Origin of the sequence: Phenylobacterium sp. RIFCSPHIGHO2_01_FULL_69_31, from assembly GCF_001824475.1 — a bacterium.
Taxonomy (GTDB): domain Bacteria; phylum Pseudomonadota; class Alphaproteobacteria; order Caulobacterales; family Caulobacteraceae; genus Phenylobacterium.
The window spans coordinates 96,514-113,168 of the sequence record NZ_MHXN01000031.1; the positions used below are offsets into that span (position 1 = coordinate 96,514).

14 protein-coding genes are annotated in these 16,655 nt (G+C 69.6%); 9 read left to right on the top strand and 5 right to left on the bottom strand.

Features of this window, described 5'->3' with window-relative positions; all coding sequences use genetic code 11:
- Window positions 1-7 precede the first annotated feature (7 nt).
- Both A2790_RS15870 and lpdA read left to right on the top strand, forming a co-directional pair.
- Window positions 8-487 (top strand): glutathione peroxidase, encoded by a 480-nt coding sequence (locus tag A2790_RS15870; protein WP_363081078.1) that lies wholly within the window; start codon window positions 8-10, stop codon window positions 485-487.
- The gene (gene lpdA, locus A2790_RS15875) at window positions 487-1,878 is read left to right on the top strand and encodes a dihydrolipoyl dehydrogenase (protein WP_293393532.1); all 1,392 of its coding nucleotides are present in this window, start codon (window positions 487-489) and stop codon (window positions 1,876-1,878) included. Before A2790_RS15870 ends, lpdA begins: the two co-directional genes overlap by 1 nt.
- A gap of 4 nt (window positions 1,879-1,882) precedes the next feature.
- Here the strand turns inward: lpdA and A2790_RS15880 are convergent, their stop codons facing one another.
- Both A2790_RS15880 and A2790_RS15885 read right to left on the bottom strand, forming a co-directional pair.
- The gene (locus A2790_RS15880; RefSeq protein WP_293393534.1) at window positions 1,883-2,281 is read right to left on the bottom strand and encodes a DoxX family protein; all 399 of its coding nucleotides are present in this window, start codon (window positions 2,279-2,281) and stop codon (window positions 1,883-1,885) included.
- 17 nt (window positions 2,282-2,298) lie between these two features.
- Window positions 2,299-3,852: an AMP-binding protein gene (locus tag A2790_RS15885; RefSeq protein ID WP_293393536.1), complete on the bottom strand. Its 1,554-nt coding sequence runs from the start codon at window positions 3,850-3,852 to the stop codon at window positions 2,299-2,301.
- Between the two features lie 151 nt (window positions 3,853-4,003).
- On the opposite strand from A2790_RS15885, the gene lipA reads away from it, so the two are divergent.
- Together lipA and A2790_RS15895 are read left to right on the top strand one after the other, a co-directional pair.
- Window positions 4,004-4,966 (top strand): lipoyl synthase, encoded by a 963-nt coding sequence (lipA, locus tag A2790_RS15890; protein ID WP_293393538.1) that lies wholly within the window; start codon window positions 4,004-4,006, stop codon window positions 4,964-4,966.
- 1 nt (window position 4,967) lies between these two features.
- On the top strand, window positions 4,968-5,411 hold the full coding sequence (locus A2790_RS15895) for an SRPBCC family protein (RefSeq protein WP_293393540.1): 444 nt from the start codon (window positions 4,968-4,970) through the stop codon (window positions 5,409-5,411).
- Here A2790_RS15895 and A2790_RS15900 read toward each other — a convergent pair.
- On the bottom strand, window positions 5,368-6,672 hold the full coding sequence (locus tag A2790_RS15900; RefSeq protein ID WP_363081122.1) for an APC family permease: 1,305 nt from the start codon (window positions 6,670-6,672) through the stop codon (window positions 5,368-5,370). The two genes, A2790_RS15895 and A2790_RS15900, sit on opposite strands and share 44 nt — an antisense overlap.
- Window positions 6,669-7,160 (bottom strand): CinA family protein, encoded by a 492-nt coding sequence (locus A2790_RS15905; protein WP_068875460.1) that lies wholly within the window; start codon window positions 7,158-7,160, stop codon window positions 6,669-6,671. Before A2790_RS15905 ends, A2790_RS15900 begins: the two co-directional genes overlap by 4 nt.
- A 73-nt stretch (window positions 7,161-7,233) precedes the next feature.
- Here A2790_RS15905 and A2790_RS15910 point away from each other — a divergent pair, with 73 nt between their 5' ends.
- Window positions 7,234-9,519 (top strand): fused MFS/spermidine synthase, encoded by a 2,286-nt coding sequence (locus A2790_RS15910; protein WP_293393542.1) that lies wholly within the window; start codon window positions 7,234-7,236, stop codon window positions 9,517-9,519.
- Between the two features lies 1 nt (window position 9,520).
- On the opposite strand, the gene A2790_RS15915 is transcribed toward A2790_RS15910, so the two are convergent.
- Complete coding sequence (locus A2790_RS15915) at window positions 9,521-10,666, bottom strand: bifunctional 2-C-methyl-D-erythritol 4-phosphate cytidylyltransferase/2-C-methyl-D-erythritol 2,4-cyclodiphosphate synthase (protein WP_293393543.1); 1,146 nt, start codon at window positions 10,664-10,666, stop codon at window positions 9,521-9,523.
- Between the two features lie 99 nt (window positions 10,667-10,765).
- On the opposite strand from A2790_RS15915, the gene dusB reads away from it, so the two are divergent.
- From dusB to A2790_RS15935, 4 genes are all read left to right on the top strand, one after another.
- Entirely contained in the window at window positions 10,766-11,773 is a 1,008-nt protein-coding gene (gene dusB / locus A2790_RS15920) for a tRNA dihydrouridine synthase DusB (protein ID WP_293393544.1), read from the top strand.
- Window positions 11,774-11,808: 35 nt separating this feature from the next.
- A complete protein-coding gene (locus A2790_RS15925) occupies window positions 11,809-12,885 on the top strand; it encodes an ATP-binding protein (protein WP_293393775.1) in 1,077 nt (358 codons plus the stop codon).
- A complete protein-coding gene (gene ntrC / locus A2790_RS15930; RefSeq protein WP_068875465.1) occupies window positions 12,886-14,307 on the top strand; it encodes a nitrogen regulation protein NR(I) in 1,422 nt (473 codons plus the stop codon).
- A 127-nt stretch (window positions 14,308-14,434) separates the two neighbouring features.
- Window positions 14,435-16,648 (top strand): PAS domain-containing sensor histidine kinase, encoded by a 2,214-nt coding sequence (locus A2790_RS15935; RefSeq protein WP_293393545.1) that lies wholly within the window; start codon window positions 14,435-14,437, stop codon window positions 16,646-16,648.
- Window positions 16,649-16,655: the final 7 nt, after the last annotated feature.

Consider the following 16,655-nt stretch of genomic DNA (forward strand, 5'->3'; position numbering starts at 1 on the left):
ACGCGCCTTGACCAGCATCTACGACTTCAGCGCCGAGACGCTCGACGGCCGGCCCGCGCCGTTGGCGGACTATCGGGGCAAGGTCGTCCTGATCGTCAACACCGCCAGCAAGTGCGGCTTCACCCGTCAGTACGAGGGGCTGGAAAAACTCTACAGGCGCTTCCGCGACCGCGGGCTGGTGGTCCTCGGTTTTCCCTGCAACCAGTTCGGGGCCCAGGAGCCGGGGGACGCGGAGGAGATCGCGAACTTCTGCTCGCTGACCTACGACGTCCAGTTCCCGATGATGCGCAAGATCGACGTCAACGGCCCGCAGGCCCACCCCCTCTACGCCTATCTCAAGAAGGCCAAGAAAGGCGTGCTGGGCACCGAAGGGATCAAGTGGAACTTCACCAAGTTCCTCGTCGACCGGAACGGCCAGGTGACCGGCCGCTACGCCCCTAATGTTGAACCCAAGGCGCTGGAAGGCGCGATCGAGGCTTTGCTCTGATGGCTGATGCGTTCGACGTCGTCGTGATCGGGTCGGGCCCTGGCGGCTACGTCACCGCCATCCGGGCCTCGCAGCTGGGGATGAAGACCGCCATCGTCGAGCGGGCGGAGCTGGGCGGCATCTGCCTGAACTGGGGCTGCATCCCCACCAAGGCGTTGCTGAAGTCCGGCGAGGTGTACGAACAGCTCGACCACCTGAAGGACTACGGCCTGTCGGTGGAGAAGCGCGGCTTCGACTTCGGCGCCGTCGTGCAGCGCTCGCGCAAGGTGGCCGCCACCCTGAACGCCGGCGTCACCTTCCTGATGAAGAAGAACAAGATCGAGGTCGTCACCGGGACGGCGCGGCTGGAGAAGGGGCAGGGCGCCCCGACGGTCGTCGTGGGTGACCGCAAGCTGACCGCCAAACACGTGATCCTGGCCACCGGCGCCCGCGCCCGGACGATCCCCGCCATCGGCCTGGAGCCGGACGGCGAGCGGGTCTGGACCTATCGCGAGGCCCTGGTCCCCAAGTCCGCGCCGAAGACCCTGGTGGTCATCGGCTCGGGCGCCATCGGCATGGAGTTCGCCAGCTTCTACCGGGCCCTGGGCTCGGACGTGACGGTCGTCGAGATGATGCCGCGCATCCTGCCGGTCGAGGACGAGGAGGTCTCCAAGGCGGCGCACAAGGCGTTCGAGAAGCGGGGCATCAAGTTCCGCGTCCCGGCCAATGTGAAGAAGCTGACCAAGACCAAGTCGGGCGTGAGCCTCGAGATCGAGGCCGGCGGGAAGGCCGAGACCCTGGAGGCCGAGGTGGCCATCGTGGCGGTGGGGATCGTCGGCAACGTCGAGGACATGGGTCTGGAGGCCCTGGGCGTGAAGATCGAGAAGACCCACGTGGTCACCGACGCCCATGGCGCCACCGGCGTGCCCGGCCTCTATGCGATCGGCGACGTGGCGGGCCCGCCCTGGCTGGCCCACAAGGCGAGCCACGAGGGCGTCCACTGCATCGAGCATATCGCCGGCCTGAAGCCCACGAACTTGACCTCGCCGATCCCGGGGTGCACCTACACCACCCCGCAGGTGGCGTCGGTGGGCCTTACCGAGGCGCAGGCGAAGGAGAAGGGGCTGGAGCCGAAGGTCGGCCGCTTCCCGTTCCGGGTAAACGGCAAGGCGATCGCCGCGGGCGAGCTGGACGGCTTCGTGAAGACGGTGTTCGACGGCAAGACCGGCGCCCTGATCGGCGCGCACATGATCGGGCACGAGGTCACCGAGATGATCCAGGGGTTCACCCTGGCCATGACCCTGGAGGCGACCGAGGCCGAGCTGCAGGCCACCGTCTTCCCGCATCCGACCATGAGCGAAGCGATGCACGAGGCCTCGCTCGACGCCTACGGGATGGTCCTGCACCTCTAGGCGGTCAGTCGGTCCGCTTCCTCACCGCCCCGTCCAGGCTCCAGGCCCCCGGGCCGGCGCAGGCGAGGTAGAGGAAGATGAAGCAGAACAGGATCGCCGCCTCGCCGCCGTTGAGGGCCGGCCAGAAGCCCTGGCTGCCATGGGCCATGAAATAGGCCACCGCCATCTGGCCCGAGCAGACGAAGGCCGCGATCCGCGTGAACAGGCCCAGCGCAATCAGGCCGCCGCCCACGACCTCGATCACCGCCGCCGCCATCAGCAGGGGCGGCAGGGGATCGGGCGCGCCGGGCTGCGGGGCGGGAAAGCCGACCAGCTTCATCAGGCCGTGCTCCATGAACAGCAGCGCGGCGACGATCCGCAGCAGGCCGAGCGCCCGCGGCGCCCAGACGGCGAGATTCGGCATGATCGGTTCCTTCGTGGTCAGGCGGCGCGTCGCATCTCCGCGTCCACGATACGCTGCAGCGCGACGTAGTCGGTCTTGCCCGTGCCCAGGACCGGGATCTCCTGCACGCGGATGATCTTTCGGGGCACCGCCAGTTCCGGGGCGCCGATCTGCTGGGCATGCAGAATCAGCGGAGCCGGGTCGGCGTCGCGCCGATCGGTGACCAGGATCAGGCGCTCGCCCTTCTTGGGATCGGGCAGGGCGACCACGGCATGACGGCAGTCGGGCCAGACGGCCGCCGCCAGGTCCTCCGCAGCCGTCAGGGAGACCATCTCGCCGCCCACCTTGGCGAAGCGCTTCACGCGACCCAGGATCTTGATCCAGTGGTCATCGGACAGCGAGACCACGTCGCCAGTGTCGTGCCAGCCGTCCGTCGGCGGATCGATGCCGCCGTCCGGGCGCAGGTAGCCGGACATAACGTTCGGGCCCCGGACCAGCAGCTTGCCGCCGCCGGGGATGCCGTCCACCCGCTCGAGGCGGGTCTCCATGCCCGGGAGCAGCCCGCCGACCGTGCCGCGCCGGTTGTCGGTCGGCTTGTTCACCGCGATCACGGGGGAGCATTCGGTGGCGCCATAGCCTTCCAGCAGCGGGATCGGACCGAACTTCTCGGTGATCAGGTTGTGGGTCTCCTCGCGCACCTTCTCCGCGCCGCAGACGACGAAAGTCAGGCCGCTGAGTTCGCCGGGCGCGGCCGAGCGGGCGTACTGGTTGATGAAGGTGTCGGTGGCGAAGAGCACGTTCGCCTTGCTGTCCTTCACCAGCGGCGGGATCTGCTTGATGTGCAGGGGCGAGGGATACTGGAAGGTCTTCAGGCCGGTCAGCAGCGGCAGCAGCGCCCCGCCCGTCAGGCCGAAGACGTGGAAGATCGGCAGCGGGTTGAAGAACACCCAGTTGGTGTCGAGCGGGATATGCTGGTTGATCTGCCGGCAGTTGGAGACGAGGTTCGCGTTGCTGAGCACCACGCCGCGCGGCGCGCCGAAGCTGCCGGAGGTGAACAGGATGACGCCGGGGTCGGAGGGGGCGACGGGCGTCCGGAACCTCTTCGGCATCGCGCCTGCCGCGGCGGCGAACAGCTTGTCGGCCAAGCCCACGGTCTGGCGCACCTCCTCGAGATAGACCACCCGGGCCTTGTCCTCGAGGGCGTCGATCAGGTCGTGCAGCTTGCCCTGTTCGACGAAGCGATGGGAGGTGAGCACGGTCTTGATACCGGCCAGGTCGCAGGCCGCTTTCAGGTTCCGGATCCCGGCCGTGAAGTTCAGCATCGTCGGCACGCGGCCGAAGGCGTGCAAGGCGAAGAACGTGACGATTCCGCCCGAGCTGGACGGCAGCATCACGCCCACGCGCTCGCCCTTACGGGTGAAGGCGGCGATCTTCCGGCCGAGGGCAAAGGACGCCCGGATCAGGTCGAGATAGGTGAGAGGGTTGCGTTCCTGGTCCTCCAGGATCGGCTTCTTCAGCCCATGTTTCCGCGCTGCGGAGAGCAGCGCATCGAAGATCGAAGACTGCGCCTCGGCGCTGTCGAACGGAGTCAAAGGCGCTCGCCTCCCAGTGTTCTCGTTGCGGGGAACCTATCGCCCATGGCGCCGGCTGAAAAGATCGGTAACGAGGCGTGAAGCCCGCCTGGCGACAGGCGCGACCGTACGCGCGCTTGATCCGAAGGCCCGGACGGACGATCTAGGGGCCATGGCCGTGGTCATCGACACCCTGAACCAGCGCCGTCCGCGGCATCCCGAAAAGCAGAACCGGCCGGATTCGCCGATCCTGCGAAAGCCGGAGTGGCTGCGGGTCCGCGCGCCGGGCTCCACTGGCTACAACGCCACCCGGGACATCGTGAAGGGACACGGCCTCGTCACGGTCTGCGAAGAGGCCGCCTGTCCGAACATCGGCGAGTGCTGGTCCAAGAACCACGCGACGATGATGATCATGGGCGAGATCTGCACGCGGGCCTGCTCGTTCTGCAACGTCGCCACCGGCAAGCCGAACGCCCTGGACCCCACCGAGCCCGCGCGCGTCGCCGACGCCGTGGCCAAGATGGGGCTGAAGCACGTGGTGATCACCTCGGTGGACCGCGACGACCTGGCCGACGGCGGCGCGGCCCACTTCGCGGCCGTGGTCCTGGCCATCCGCGAGGCCTCGCCCGCCACCACAGTCGAGATCCTGACGCCGGATTTCCTGCGCAAGCCGATCGAGGCGGTCCACGAGGTCATCGACGCCCGCCCTGACGTCTTCAACCACAACCTCGAGACGGTTCCGCGGCTCTATCTCTCGATCCGCCCGGGCGCCCGGTACTACAACTCGCTGCGCCTGCTGGAACGCGTGAAGGAGCGCGATCCGACGCAGTTCACCAAGTCCGGCATCATGGTCGGCCTGGGCGAGGCGAAGGAGGAGGTCATGCAGGTGATGGACGACATGCGCTCGGCCGGCGTCGACTTCATCACCATCGGCCAGTACCTGCAGCCCACGCGCAAGCATGCGCCGATCGACCGGTTCGTGCATCCGGACGAGTTCCGGGCCTATGAGGAGATCGCCCGGGCCAAGGGGTTCCTGATGGTTTCGGCCAGCCCGCTCACCCGCTCGTCGCACCACGCCGGCGAGGACTTCGCCCGCCTGCAGGAGGCGCGGCGGGCGAAAGAGGCGGCCGCCTAGCTTGCACCACCACGTCTCACGGCTGCTGCCCTATACGCCGGACCAGCTGTTCGCCCTGGTGGGCGACGTCGACCGCTATCCCGAATTCGTGCCCTGGATCAGCTCGATGCGGACCTGGAACGCGCGCGACCTGGGCGAGGGCGCCAACAGCCTGGATGCCGAGGCGGGCGTCGGGTTCTCGTTCCTCAAGGAGCGGTTCGCTACGCGCGTGCGGCGCGACAGTGTCGAGCGCCGGATCGACGTCAGCCTGCTGTCCGGACCCTTCCGGCGGCTGACGAATACCTGGCGGTTCCTGGAGGACGAGGCCGGGACCCGGATCGAGTTCGACATCGACTTCCAGTTCAAGTCGCGCCTGTTGGAGGGCCTGCTGACGGCCAACTTCCATCACGCGGTGGAGCGGCTCATGGGCTGTTTCGAGGACCGGGCGAAGGCGCTTTACGGCTGAAGACCCAGAGCACCAGGCCGGCAACGAGCACAACCAGGAGCGCCGGCAGCTCCTTCGTCGCCCCCAGCAGCAGCACGCCGGTGAACAGCGCCGCGGTGAACAGGGCGATAGGCCCCCGGTACGGCAGGGAGAACCGGGGCTCGGGCGCGTCGGCGCGCCGCGACATGCGCCACAGGGAAATGCAGCACAGGATGTAGCCGGTCAGGCGCGCCGCGGTGGCGATCGTGAGGGCGGTGAGCAGGTCACTGGCCATCGCGAACCCGAAGCCCAGGATGCTGGAGATCACGATCGCCACGTGCGGCGTGCGCCATCGGGGATGGACGTGGCCCAGCCAGCGCGGGAGCTGATCCTGCTCGGACAGCGCCAGCAGCATGCGCGGCATGGAAATCGTGATGACCAGGATCGTGCCGACGATGACGGCGAGAGCCCCGGCTGAGACGGCTATGGCTCCGGCGTCGCCGAAAAGCTGCCGGCCCACCTCGGCGAGCGGCCGGTCGTTCGCCGCCGGGCTGTCCAGGACGCCCACGCAAACCAGCAGGACCGCGGCGTAGGCGAAGGTGACCGCGGCGACCCCTCCGATCAGCGCGGCGGGCACGTCCCGCTGCGGGTCACGCGCCTCGCCGGCCACGACCGAGCCGCGCTCGAAGCCGGAATAGGCGAAGAGGTAGATCAGCAGCGCCTGGGCGAACGGGACGGCGGTGGGCAGGGACGTATCGATCGCCAGCCGGTCCGCCTGGACGAACCCGACGCCGGCCGCGGCGAAGGCGAGGACGAAACCCAACTTGAGTACGATCAGGACATTGCTGGCCCGTGCGGACTGGCGGATCCCCACCAGGACGATGCTGGTCAGGATCACGCCCAGTAAGCCGATGGTCAGATAGCGCGGCGCGCCCGACTCCAGCGCCGGGACGAAGCCGGCGAGATAGGTGACGAACAGCGCCGACAGCGTGGCGACCGACATCGCCTGGCTGAACCACATCAGCCAGCCGACCGCGAAGGCAGGCAGGGCGGGTAGGGCCGCCCGGGCGTAGAGATAGGGCCCGCCCGTGCCGGAGAACCGGCTTGAAAGGTCGGCGAAGCAGAGGATCAGCGGTGTAAGGGCCAGCGCCGCGGCGGCCAGGACCACGAAACTCCAGCCGCCGGCGAGGGCATAGACCTTCGCCGGGGCGGCCAGCATTCCGGCCCCGATCATGGCGTTCAGCACGATGCCCGTGAGGTCGCGGCGGCGCAGGGCGCGGACGAGGTGCGGCGCTTCGCTCAGGTGAGCCGGTCCCGCATCATCTGGAGCGCCGCTTGAACGGCGGCGAGTTGGACCCCTTCGCGGGTGTCCTGCTCGAAGAAGTGTTCTTCATGCACGAGCCGCTGGTTGGTCCGGGCGGTGGCGATATGGACCGTCCCTACGGGCTTCAGAGGTGTGCCGCCGCCTGGGCCCGCAACCCCGGTAATGGCCACGGCGAGGTGGGCGTTAGACGCCTCCAAGGCGCCTTCAGCCATCATTCGCGCCACGGGCTCCGACACGGCGCCGAGGTCGGCGATCAGGTCGCCGGGCACGCCCAGCAGCTCCTGCTTGGCGCGGTTGGAATAGGTGACGAAGCCGCGCTCGAACACGTCGGACGATCCCGCGATCGAGCAGATGGCGCCGGCCACCAGGCCGCCGGTGCAGCTTTCGGCGGTGACGATGCGCAGGGATCGTTCCCGCGCCTCGTCGATCAGGAGGCGCGCCAGGGTCACGATCTCCAGGTTGAACATCAGCTTGAAGGTCCCTCTACTCCGGGCGAACTGAGCATTGCCCGCCCCCATCGACAAGGCGATTCGAGACCCAATGACCACGCTTGCCGACGGGGCCCAGGCCCGCACCGCGCCGCCGGCGCTCTTCGCCATCACCGTCTTCACCAGCGCGGCGCTGGTGTTCCTGGTGCAGCCGATGGTGGCCAAGCTGGTCCTGCCGCTGCTGGGCGGAAGCCCGTCGGTCTGGAACACCTCGATGGCGTTCTTCCAGCTCGCGCTGCTGGCCGGCTACTTCTACGCCCACCTATTGCAGCGAATTCCCTCGGTGCGCGGCCAGGCGATCGCCCACATCGCGGCGCTGCTCGTGGCGGCGGTGGCCCTGCCCCTGCGGGTGAACGAACTAGTGGGGCCGCCATCGTCCGACCATCCGAACCTGTGGCTGCTGGCCGTCCTGACGCTCTCCATCGGCGCGCCGTTTGCGATCCTGTCGGCGACCGCCCCACTCGTGCAGGCATGGCATGCGCGAACCATCGGCGCAGCCGAGGGCAAGGAGCCTTACGTCCTCTACGCCGCCAGCAACCTCGGCAGCCTGATCGCGCTCCTGGCCTATCCCATCGTGGTGGAGCCGCTGACGTCACTGGCCGAGCAGCGCTATGGCTGGAGCGCAGGGTACGGGCTCTTCGTCCTGATCATCGGCGCCCTGGCGCTCGCCGTCATGCGCGTCCGCTCGGCGGCTGTCGTACGGGTGGAAGCGACGGCGCCGGCGCCTTCCTGGGCCAGGCGGGCAGGGTGGGTGGCGCTGGCGGCCATTCCGTCCAGCCTGATGCTGGGGGTGACGACGCACATCACCACCGACGTGGCCTCGGCGCCCTTCCTTTGGGTGGCGCCGCTGGCCCTGTACCTGGTGACCTTCATCATCGCCTTCCAGGAGCGGCCGGCCATCCCGCCGGCGCTGACGCTGACCCTGCAGGCGGCGGCGGCGGCGGCCTGCGTCGCCTTGCTGCCGTTCAAGGCCACGAACCTGCCGCTTCAGCTCTTCGTCCACCTGGCGGCGTTCTTCCTCACCGCCCTGATGTGTCACCAGCGGCTGGTGGCCCACCGGCCGGACCCGGCGCACCTGACCGAGTTCTACCTCTGCCTGTCGCTCGGCGGCGTCGTTGGCGGGGCATTCAACGCCTTCGTCGCCCCGGTGATCTTCAACGACGTGTGGGAGTACCCCATCGTGCTGGCGCTCTCGTGCCTCGCGCGGCCGTGGGGCGACCTCAACCGCATTCCCCGCTGGAGCTGGGCGATGCTGATCGTGGGGGTCGGCGCGGCCATCGCCACGCCCATCGCCGTGACCTTCGCGGGCGGCCGGATGACCACAGAATCCGTCGTCGGCGCCTTCGATCAGTCCGAGCTGTTCGACATGGGCATGAAGACGCTGCTGGTCCTGGCCATGCTGGCGGCGTTCATGGTGCGGCGACACGCCCTGCTGTTCTTCGCTGTCCTGGCCGTGCTGACTTATGCGGCGGAGGCGGCGGCCGACCGGACCGACACGCGGCAGAGCTGGCGCAGCTTCTTCGGCGTGCTGAAGCTGTCGCAGACCTATGTGCCCAGCATCGGGCAGGTGAAGATGCTGGCCCACGGCACGACCCTACACGGCGCCCAGGCGCAGGACCCCCGCTATCGTTGCCGGCCGATGGTCTACTACACGCCGAACACCCCGATCGGTCAGGTGTTCGTGGCCAAGCAGAAGGCTTCGCCGGCCTTGCGGATCGGGGCGGTCGGCCTCGGCACGGGGTCGGTCGCCGGCTACGTGCGGGCCACCGACCACCTCAGCTTCTACGAGATCGACCCGCTGGTGGTGCGGATCGCGAGCGATCCGGTGAACTTCAGCTATACTACCCTGTGCGCCAAGAGCCTGGTCGACTACGTGATCGGCGACGCACGCCTCACGGTGGCCAAGGAGCCGCCGGGCAGTTTCGACATCCTGCTGATCGACGCCTTCTCCTCCGACGCCGTGCCGGCCCACCTGCTCACCGTGGAGGCGGTGCGCGGCTACCTCACCAAGCTGAAGCCGGACGGCATCCTGATCCTGCACCTGTCGAACCGAAACCTGGACCTGATGCACCCCGCCCAGGCCGTGGCCCGCGCCGCCGGGGGCTGGTCGCTGGCCCAGAACTATGTCGCGCCCGAGCAGGACCCAGACGGCACTTGGGAATCGTCGGAGGACGCCGTGATCATCGCCAAGAACAAGGCGGCGCTGGACGCCTTCATGGCCTCCGGCAAGTGGCGCTGGGGCGATCCCTTCAAGGCCAAGCCCTGGACCGACGACTACACCAACCTCGCCGGTTCGCTGTACGCCCACCTCAAGAGCCGGTGGACGTGGCTGCCGTGAGCTAGAGCGGGGTCTCGACCGCCACGACGGCCTGCGCCATCAGGCCTTCTTCGCGGCCGGTGAAGCCCATCCCCTCCGTCGTCGTCGCCTTGACGCTGACGCGGTCGATGGGAAGGCCCAGAAGCTCGGCGATCCGGGCCCGCATGGCGTCCCGGTGCGGCCGGATCTTGGGCCGCTCGCAGACGAGGGTCAGGTCCGCATTCAGGATCCGGCCGCCGAGGGCCGCCACCCGGCTCACCGCGTGCAGCAGGAAGCGGTCGGAGGAAGCTCCCTTCCACTGGGGATCCGATGGCGGGAAGTGCTCGCCGATGTCGCCGTCGGCGATGGCGCCCAGCACCGCGTCGGTCAGGGCGTGCAGGGCGCAGTCCGCGTCGGAGTGGCCCACGAGGCCCAGGTCGTGCTGGATGCGGATGCCGCCGAGCCAGACCACATCGCCCGGCCCGAACCGGTGCGCGTCGATCCCCTGGCCCATGCGCACGATCCGCCGCCCGGCGCAGAGTTGCTCGGCCAGCATGAAGTCTTCCGGGTAGGTCAGCTTCATCAGCATCGGGTCGCCCGGGACCATGGCGACGTGGCCGCCGGCGCGCTCCATCACCGAGGCATCGTCCGTTGGCTCCTCGCCCGCCGGCCAGCGGCGGTAGGCGGCCTTGAGCTTGCCAAACCGGAAGGCCTGCGGCGTCTGGGCCCGCCACAGGCCGTCGCGGGAGACCGTCTCGTCGACGAGGCCGTCGCCGCGCTTCAGGGTGTCGGGGACGGGCAGGGTGGGGATGGCGCCGTCGGCCAGGTCCAGCGCGGCCAGCAGTCGATCCACATGGCTGCGACCGACAAACGGTCGGGCGGCGTCGTGTATCAATACAGGCTGAGCCGATTTCGCCGTGAGGGCCGCAAGGCCGGCCTGGACGGATTCGGCGCGGGTCTTGCCGCCCGTCACCGCCTTCCAGCCTTCGAGGCCGGCGAGGGCGACTTCGGCCTGCGACAACCGGTCGCGCGCGACCACGACCACGACCTCGGCGGCGCCGGCGGCCAGCAGGCCTTCGACAGACCAGCGCACGATCGGCCGTCCGCCCAGTTCGCGCCAGGCCTTCGGCTCGCCCGGCCCAGCCCGCAGCCCTTCACCGGCCGCCACGATCACCGCGGAGAAACTCATACAGGCGCTCATACGAAACTGGCGGGGCGTGTCCAGCTTTCCGGCTTTACGTTAGCGGTGACATCTGCCTAAAAAGATAGCGATGGGCCTGTCTATAAAATGAGCAGCGTACTCGACATCGGCGGGGTGAAGGTCGGCGGCCGCGTCTGGATCGCGCCGATGACCGGCGTCTCGGACCTGCCGTTCCGCCGCGCCGCCAGCCGGCTGGGCGCGGCCTATGTGGCGACCGAGATGGTCGCCTGCGCCGAATTCTCCAAGGGCCGTCCCGACGTGGTGCGCCGCGCGGCGGTGGGCGAAGGCTTGCCGCTGATGGTGGTGCAGTTGGTGGGCCGCGATCCGGTCGCCATGGCCGAGGGCGCGCGGCTGGCCGCCGCGGCGGGCGCCGAGATCATCGACCTTAACTTCGGTTGTCCGGCGCGCGAGGTCACCGGCGGCCACGGCGGCTCGGCCCTGATGCGCGAGCCCGATCTGGCCGCCGAGCTGATGACCGCCGCCGTCGAGGCCGTGGATGTCCCGGTGACGGTGAAGATGCGGCTGGGCTGGGACAACGATTGCCGCAATGCGCCGGACCTGGCCGCCCGCGCCGAGGCGCTCGGGGTGAAGGCTGTGACGGTCCACGGGCGCACTCGCTGCCAGTTCTACAAGGGCGCCGCCGACTGGGCCGCCATCCGGCCGGTGAAGGACGCGGTCTCGATCCCGGTCATCGCCAACGGGGACATCGTCGATGGGCGCAGCGCCCGCGCCGCCCTGGACGCCAGCGGCGCCGACGCCGTGATGGTCGGGCGCGGGGTCTACGGCAAGCCGTGGATCGCCGCCCAACTGGAGGCGGAGCTGGATGGCCGGCCCTTCGAGGAGCCGGCCGCGGAAGAGCGCCTCGCCATCGCGATCTCGCACCTGCGCGAGAGCCTTGCATTCTATGGCGAACGCCTGGGCCTGCGGATCTTCCGCAAGCACCTGGCCGCCTACATCGAAAACGCCCCCTGGCCCGCCGACGCGCAGGCCCGGAGAGAAGCGCGCGCGGCCCTGTGCCGTCTGGAGGACGCCCGATCGGTCGAGAGGGGGCTGCAAGCCCTCTGGGGACCTCCAGATCACAGGCTCGCCGCATGAGTGGGAAGACGAAGTTCCAGGACAAGAGCGTGGGCATGGACGCCTTGAAGGCCGCGGCCTTCGAGCTCAGTCCGGATCCGTCGCTGGTGGTCGACGCCGACGGCGCCCTTGTGGCCGTGAATGAGGCCGCAGAGTCGCTGTTCGGGCAGGGGCTGGGCCTGCTGGCCCGAGGCCGGTTCCGCGCCGCCCTGCCGCCCGGCTCCGCCCTGGTCTCGCTGCTGAACCGGGCCATCGAGGAGGACGCCCGGGTCCGCGAGCGGGGCGTCCACATCAGCCTGTTCGGCCTGCCGCCGTTCGAGGCCGACGGCGCGGCCGCGCCACTGGGCGACGGCTCGGTCCTGCTGACGCTCACGGTGAAGAACGGCCTGGGCAACGAGCGCAGCGCCCACGAGGCCGCGGGCCTGCGCTCCCTGGTCGGCCTGGGCCGCATGCTGGCGCACGAGATCAAGAACCCGCTCGCCGGCATCCGCGGCGCCGCACAGTTGCTGAAGTCGGGCGCCAAGGCCGAGGACGCCCCGCTGGCCCAGCTCATCGTCGACGAGACCGACCGGGTGCGGCGGCTGGTGGACCGGATGGAGGCCTTCTCCGACGACGCCCTACCCACCCTGACGCCGATCAACATCCACCAGATCCTCGACCGCGTGCGGGCGCTGGCCACGAACGGCTTCGCCGAGGGCCTGGGCCTGAAGGAGAGTTACGACCCGTCGCTGCCGCCGGTGCCGGGCGACGAGGACCAACTGATCCAGATCTTCCTGAACCTGGTGAAGAACGCCGCCGAGGCCGCCCATGCGCGCGGCGACGGCCGCGGCGAAGTGTCGATCCACACCGCCTATCGCCACGGGGTCCGGGTGCGGTCGGCCAAGGGGCAGGCGCTGCGTGGCGCGCCGCTGGAGGTCCGCGTCGTCGACAACGGCCCCGGCGTGCCCGAGCACATCCGCGAGAGCCTCTTCCAGCCCTTCGTCACCTCGAAGAACAACGGCGCGGGCCTCGGCCTGGCGCTGGTCGCCAAGCTGGTCGCCGGTCACGGCGGCCTGATCGATTTCGAGTCCGAGCCCGGCCGCACCGTCTTCCGCGTGTTGCTGCCGATCGCGGCGCATGAGGACGCCATCTAGATGAACGCCGCATCCAAGAAGATCCTGATCGCCGACGACGACAGCTCGATCCGGCTGGTCCTGTCCCAGGCTTTCACCCGCCTGGGCTACCAGGTCCGGGCCACCGGCAACGCCACGACCCTGCTCAAGTGGGTGACGGACGGCGAGGGCGACCTCGTGGTCACCGACGTGGTCATGCCCGACGAGAACGTCTTCGACGTCCTCCCGCGCATCAAGAAGCAGCGGCCCAAGCTGCCGGTCATCGTGATGAGCGCCCAGAACAACCTGATCACGGCGGTCAATGCCGCCGAGGTGGGGGCGTTCGAATATGTGCCCAAGCCCTTCGACCTGGACGACATGACCTCGGCCGCGCGCCGGGCCCTGTCGCGGCCGGCCGATGCGGAGGCGTCGAAGGCGCAGGCGCGAGCGGTGCGCGACGACCGCCTGCCCCTGATCGGCCGCTCCGCGCCGATGCAGGAAGTCTACCGCACCATCGCCCGGCTGGTGGGCGCGGACCTGACGGTGCTGATCACCGGCGAGAGCGGCACCGGCAAGGAGCTGGTCGCCCGGGCGCTGCACGACATGGGCCGCCGCCGCGACGGCAAGTTCGTGGTCATCAACCTCGCCGCAACGCCGCGCGAACGCGTCGAGAGCGAGCTCTTCGGCAAGGAGGAGGGCGACGCCGGCAAGCTGATCGACGCCGACGGCGGCACCCTGTTCCTGGACGAGATCGGCGACATGCCGCTGGACGCCCAGACGCGCCTGCTGCGGGTGATCGACGGCTCCGAGCCGGCGCTCAATCCCAAGACGGGCCGGCGTCCGAACGTGCGGATCATCGCCGCCACCAACCGCGACCTGCGGGCGCTGATCCAGCAGGGGCTGTTCCGCGAGGACCTGTTCTTCCGCCTCAACGTCGCGCCGCTGCGCATCCCGCCGCTGCGCGATCGCGCCGAGGACATTCCGGATCTCGCGCGGGCCTTCCTGCTGCGGGCCAATCGCGAGGGCCTGCCCGCCAAGACCATCGACGCCAACGCCCTGGAACGGCTGAAGCGGCACGCCTGGCCCGGCAACGTGCGGGAGCTCGAGAACCTGGTCCGCCGGGTCTGCGCGCTCTACGGCGAAGACCTGATCACCGCCCGGATCATCGAGAAGGAGCTGGCCGACCAACAGCCGACGGTGCAGGGGCAGGAAGGCCCGGCGACGCTGTCCCAGCTCGTGGAGCAGAAGCTTGCTGGCTACTTCGCCGACCAGCCGGATGGGATCCCGCCCGCGGGACTCTACGACCGGGTCCTGGAGGAGGTGGAGCGTCCGCTGATCCAGCTGACGCTCGCCGCGACTCGCGGGAATCAGGTCCGGGCCGCCGAGATCCTGGGCCTCAACCGCAACACGCTGCGGAAGAAGATTCACGATCTCGGCGTGGAAATGGCGCGCGGACGGCGGTAGCTCGCGGCGCCCGGCGGCGCCCAGGACACTTAATACGCGACGGCCGGTCCTCGGCCACAACCGCTGCCGTGCAACGCGGCAACATAGCTGTTGATTTTGGAGCACAGCTCCCTAGGCTCCGGGCGCAATGGCGTTGCTCACGCATCCGGCGTTTCGTCATCCGGCTCTGGGCCGGATCCGAGCCGCCCTTCAGTCCCGCGTCGTGCTCGGTGTCGGCTACAGCGTCGCGGCGGGCCTGACGGGCCTGGCGATCCTGCTCGCCGCCTCGCCGCCAGCCAAAGGGCCGCTTGGCCCGGCCAGCCAGCTGATCCTGACGGTCCTGGGCTTCAACCTGGTTCTGATCCTGGGCCTGATCGCGGCGGTTTCGCTGCGCATCCTGGAACTTCTGAGGGCGCGGTCGCACGACGCCGGCGCGCGGCTCCACGTGCGTTTCGTGCGCCTCTTCGCGCTGGCCGCCCTGGTGCCGGCCCTGGTGGTCTTCGTCTTCTCCGGAGTCCTGGTTAGCCAGGGCGTCGACAAGTGGTTCAGCGAGCGGGTCCAGACCGTCGTCGAGAACTCGGCCACCGTGTTCCGCTCGTACATCGAGGAGCAGACCCGCGACACGGCCGATCGCGTTACGTCCATGGCCCAGGACCTCAACCGAGAAGCGGCGGGACTGCAGGGCCAGGCCGGGGCCTTCGATCGGGCCCTTTCGGCCTTGGCCTCCTACCACGGCTTTCCGGCGCTCTACCTGGTGACGCGCGAGGGGCAGGTCATGGCGCGGGCGGAGGCGACAGCCGCGCCGACCTTCGAAGGCCTCCCGGCCTCCGCGTTCGCCGCCGCGGACCGGGGCGAGATCTTCGTCCGCGCCGACAATGTGATCCGGGCGCTCTATCGCCTGCCGGACTATGGCGATGTCTACCTCTACGCCGTCCGCCCGCTCGAACAGGGCGTGGTGGCGAACCTGCGCGACGCGGAGAGCGCGCTGGTCTCGTACCGGGAGATCGGGGAGAGCCGGGCGCGGGTGCAGACCATCTTCGCGCTGAGCTACGTCGAGACGGCGCTGCTGGTGCTGGTGGGCGCGGTGTGGCTGGGGCTGACCGCGGCCAACGCCATCTCGGCGCCGGTCGCGCGGCTGGTGCAGGCGGCTGGGCGCGTGGCCGGCGGCGACCTCAGCGCGCGTGTCGACGCCGACGGCGATCCCGATGAGATCGCGGTGTTGTCCCGCGCGTTCAACAGCATGACGCACGATCTTCAGGCGCAGCAGGAAGCCCTGCGCCGGGCCGGCGAAGAGGCCGAGGAGCGGCGGCAGTTCATCGAAACGGTGCTCGCCGAGGTGAGCGCGGGCGTGATCGGCCTGGATTCGGAGGGCCGGATATCCGTGGCCAACCGCCAGGCCGAAGTGCTGCTGGCGCTTCCGGGCGGGCAGGGGCGCGGCCGCAAGCTGTCCGAGGTCGTTCCGGAGTTCGCCGAGCTGGCCGCCGCCGGACGGAGCGGCGAGGCCGAGGAGGAGATCGACGTCGCCCGCGGGCGCGACAATCGCCGCCTGCGGGTCCGCGCCAGCCAGAGTGAAGGCGGCCTGGTGCTGACCTTCGACGACGTCACGCGGCTGGTGGCGGCGCAGCGGAACGCCGCCTGGCGCGACGTCGCCCGCCGCATCGCCCACGAGATCAAGAACCCGCTGACACCGATCCAGCTCTCGGCCGAGCGCCTGCGCCGCAAGTATCGCAAGGACATCGCCCCGTCCGAACTCGAGATCTTCGACCGCTGCACCGACACCATCGTGCGCCAGGTCGGCGACATCGGCCGCATGGTGGACGAGTTCTCGGCCTTCGCCCGGATGCCGGCGCCGAAGTTCGACAAGCTGGAGGCCGGCGAGCTGCTGCGCGCCGCCGTGTTCGCCCAGCGGGTCGCCAGCCCGGACTTCGTGGTGGAGCTCGAAGAGCCCAAGGCCGACGCCATCCTCTATGCGGATGGCCGGATGATCGGCCAGGCGCTCACCAATGTCCTGAAGAACGCGGCCGAGGCCGTCGAGGCTCGCCGCGCGAAATCGCCGCGCCTCAAAGGGCGGATCACCGCCCGGCTGGTCGTCGAGGACGCCTCGGTGGCCATCGAGGTCGAGGACAATGGCGTCGGACTGCCCGCCAAGGATCGCGACCGGCTGACCGAACCCTATGTGACCACCCGCGAAAAGGGCACGGGCCTCGGGCTCGCGATCGTGAAGCGGATCCTGGAAGACCACAGCGGCGAGCTGGAGCTGGCCGACGCGCGGAGCGGGCAGGGGGCCTTGGCGATTCTTCGCCTGCCGGCCGCCCCGGCGCCGCGCGCTGCGAAACCCACCGCGGCCGTTACGGCCAAATGAGGATGGA

Excerpts from the sequence above, each read along its gene's own strand:
- lpdA (WP_293393532.1), top strand. The coding sequence starts at position 487 with ATGGCTGATGCGTTCGACGTCGTCGTGATCGGGTCGGGCCCTGGCGGC.
- A2790_RS15880 (WP_293393534.1), bottom strand. The coding sequence starts at position 2,281 with ATGCCGAATCTCGCCGTCTGGGCGCCGCGGGCGCTCGGCCTGCTGCGG.
- lipA (WP_293393538.1), top strand. The coding sequence starts at position 4,004 with ATGGCCGTGGTCATCGACACCCTGAACCAGCGCCGTCCGCGGCATCCC.
- A2790_RS15905 (WP_068875460.1), bottom strand. The coding sequence starts at position 7,160 with ATGTTCAACCTGGAGATCGTGACCCTGGCGCGCCTCCTGATCGACGAG.
- A2790_RS15910 (WP_293393542.1), top strand. The coding sequence starts at position 7,234 with ATGACCACGCTTGCCGACGGGGCCCAGGCCCGCACCGCGCCGCCGGCG.
- A2790_RS15915 (WP_293393543.1), bottom strand. The coding sequence starts at position 10,666 with ATGAGTTTCTCCGCGGTGATCGTGGCGGCCGGTGAAGGGCTGCGGGCT.
- dusB (WP_293393544.1), top strand. The coding sequence starts at position 10,766 with ATGAGCAGCGTACTCGACATCGGCGGGGTGAAGGTCGGCGGCCGCGTC.
- A2790_RS15925 (WP_293393775.1), top strand. The coding sequence starts at position 11,809 with ATGGACGCCTTGAAGGCCGCGGCCTTCGAGCTCAGTCCGGATCCGTCG.
- ntrC (WP_068875465.1), top strand. The coding sequence starts at position 12,886 with ATGAACGCCGCATCCAAGAAGATCCTGATCGCCGACGACGACAGCTCG.
- A2790_RS15935 (WP_293393545.1), top strand. The coding sequence starts at position 14,435 with ATGGCGTTGCTCACGCATCCGGCGTTTCGTCATCCGGCTCTGGGCCGG.